Here is a 1,865-nt window from a genome sequence, read left to right on the forward strand (position 1 = left end):
GACCCCTCGAAGATGACGAGGTAGATAGGTCTGGAGTGGAAGCGCAGCAATGCGTGGAGCGACCAGATCCTAATCGGTCGAGGGCTTAACCCATTCACGCGTGGCACCGGTGAATCGTTGCTGTTATTCAATTTTGAAGGTGTAAAAAAGGTATTGCAAAAACAGAATAAACGTTGTATACTAACACTTGTCCTTAAGGTATGTCTTAAAACACAACTCAGCACTGTCTGGTGACGATAGCGGAGGGGACACACCCGTTCCCATTCCGAACACGGAAGTTAAGCCCTCCAGCGCCGATGGTACTTGGGGCGAAAGCCCCTGGGAGAGTAGGTCGTTGCCAGGCAGTCAGATTGTTCCGCAGTAGCTCAGTGGTAGAGCGATCGGCTGTTAACCGATTGGTCGTAGGTTCGAATCCTACCTGCGGAGCCAATGAGGCGGTGTAGCTCAGCTGGCTAGAGCGTACGGTTCATACCCGTAAGGTCGTGGGTTCGATCCCCGCCGCCGCCACCATATTTGGACCCTTAGCTCAGTTGGTAGAGCAGTCGGCTCATAACCGATCGGTCACAGGTTCGAGTCCTGTAGGGTCCACCATTTTTTTTCGGAGGAGTACCCAAGTCTGGCTGAAGGGAGCGGTCTTGAAAACCGCCAGGGGCTTCGCGGCCCGCGGGGGTTCGAATCCCTCCTCCTCCGCCAGATGCGCAATGTTACAATACAGGTTAATTTCTTTAACGTGGCCCGTTGGTGAAGTGGCTTAACACACCGGCCTTTCACGCCGGCATTCAGGGGTTCGAATCCCCTACGGGTCACCAAAAATGGAGGGTTAGCTCAGCTGGGAGAGCACTTGCCTTACAAGCAAGGGGTCGGCGGTTCGATCCCGTCACCCTCCACCACCTTCATCTTGTATCTGGAAGGTTAGTAATGACGCGGGGTGGAGCAGTCTGGTAGCTCGTCGGGCTCATAACCCGAAGGTCGCAGGTTCAAATCCTGCCCCCGCAACCATACAAGCGATATCTAACTTCTTAACACATAACTTCTTGTAATATATGTTTGTAATTCTATAGTGGTATTATAGTGCGCCTACACTTAAAAGCCCTTAATAGATTTAAAAGTATTGTGGAGCTGTGGTGTAGAGGCCTAACATGCCTGCCTGTCACGCAGGAGATCGCGGGTTCGAATCCCGTCAGCTCCGCCATTTTATTTTTATTTTGGCTCGGTAGCTCAGTCGGTAGAGCAGAGGACTGAAAATCCTCGTGTCGGCGGTTCGATTCCGTCCCGAGCCACCACTCAAATGGATTTAAATTTCATTCAAGAGAGATTTAAGAGCCGTTAGCTCAGCTGGTAGAGCATCTGACTTTTAATCAGAGGGTCGAAGGTTCGAATCCTTCACGGCTCACCATTCTGTCATTTTTTTCAACTTATTTGGTTAAAGTGTGTGACGAATATCTAAGGTTTATCTCTAGCTATTATATAATGGGAATGGGCGGGTGTAGTTCAGTGGTAGAACTCCAGCCTTCCAAGCTGGTAGCGTGGGTTCGATTCCCATCACCCGCTCCATTTTATAAAGGGGGCCTATAGCTCAGTTGGTTAGAGCGCACGCCTGATAAGCGTGAGGTCGGTGGTTCAAGTCCACCTAGGCCCACCAATAATTTTGTTATTTATAAGCATTTATATAGTGTTTAAATAGAATCGTTGAAGTAGAACCTTGAAAACTGAACAAAGCACAAGCGTGCGTGGCTCTTTCCTTTGGGATGAGTTTTGATGGAGAGTTTGATCCTGGCTCAGGACGAACGCTGGCGGCACGCCTAATACATGCAAGTCGAGCGCGTGAAGCTTCCAGAAGCCTTCGGGCGGACGGTAGTGGATCG

The 1,865-nt window shown here is 50.2% G+C and carries 12 tRNA genes and 3 rRNA genes; all 15 read left to right on the top strand.

What is annotated here, in order from left to right:
- Positions 1-93 (top strand): 23S ribosomal RNA (locus IEW48_RS16480); the annotation flags it as partial.
- 133 nt (positions 94-226) lie between these two features.
- Positions 227-343: ribosomal RNA gene (gene rrf / locus IEW48_RS16485) — 5S ribosomal RNA — on the top strand.
- Between the two features lie 11 nt (positions 344-354).
- Positions 355-429: transfer RNA gene (locus IEW48_RS16490), tRNA-Asn, on the top strand.
- Positions 430-433: 4 nt separating this feature from the next.
- Positions 434-510, top strand: a tRNA-Met gene (locus IEW48_RS16495).
- 5 nt (positions 511-515) lie between these two features.
- Positions 516-591, top strand: a tRNA-Ile gene (locus tag IEW48_RS16500).
- A gap of 9 nt (positions 592-600) precedes the next feature.
- Positions 601-693, top strand: a tRNA-Ser gene (locus IEW48_RS16505).
- Positions 694-732: 39 nt separating this feature from the next.
- Positions 733-809 (top strand) — tRNA-Glu (locus tag IEW48_RS16510).
- 5 nt (positions 810-814) lie between these two features.
- Positions 815-890 (top strand) — tRNA-Val (locus IEW48_RS16515).
- A 32-nt stretch (positions 891-922) separates the two neighbouring features.
- Positions 923-999, top strand: a tRNA-Met gene (locus IEW48_RS16520).
- A gap of 116 nt (positions 1,000-1,115) precedes the next feature.
- Positions 1,116-1,192: transfer RNA gene (locus IEW48_RS16525), tRNA-Asp, on the top strand.
- A gap of 15 nt (positions 1,193-1,207) precedes the next feature.
- Positions 1,208-1,283, top strand: a tRNA-Phe gene (locus IEW48_RS16530).
- Between the two features lie 37 nt (positions 1,284-1,320).
- Positions 1,321-1,396, top strand: a tRNA-Lys gene (locus IEW48_RS16535).
- Between the two features lie 84 nt (positions 1,397-1,480).
- A tRNA-Gly gene (locus tag IEW48_RS16540) sits at positions 1,481-1,554 on the top strand.
- 11 nt (positions 1,555-1,565) lie between these two features.
- Positions 1,566-1,642: transfer RNA gene (locus IEW48_RS16545), tRNA-Ile, on the top strand.
- A 113-nt stretch (positions 1,643-1,755) separates the two neighbouring features.
- Positions 1,756-1,865, top strand: a 16S ribosomal RNA gene (locus tag IEW48_RS16550); the annotation flags it as partial.

It is taken from the genome of Caldalkalibacillus thermarum (assembly GCF_014644735.1).
GTDB classification, from domain to species: domain Bacteria; phylum Bacillota; class Bacilli; order Caldalkalibacillales; family Caldalkalibacillaceae; genus Caldalkalibacillus; species Caldalkalibacillus thermarum.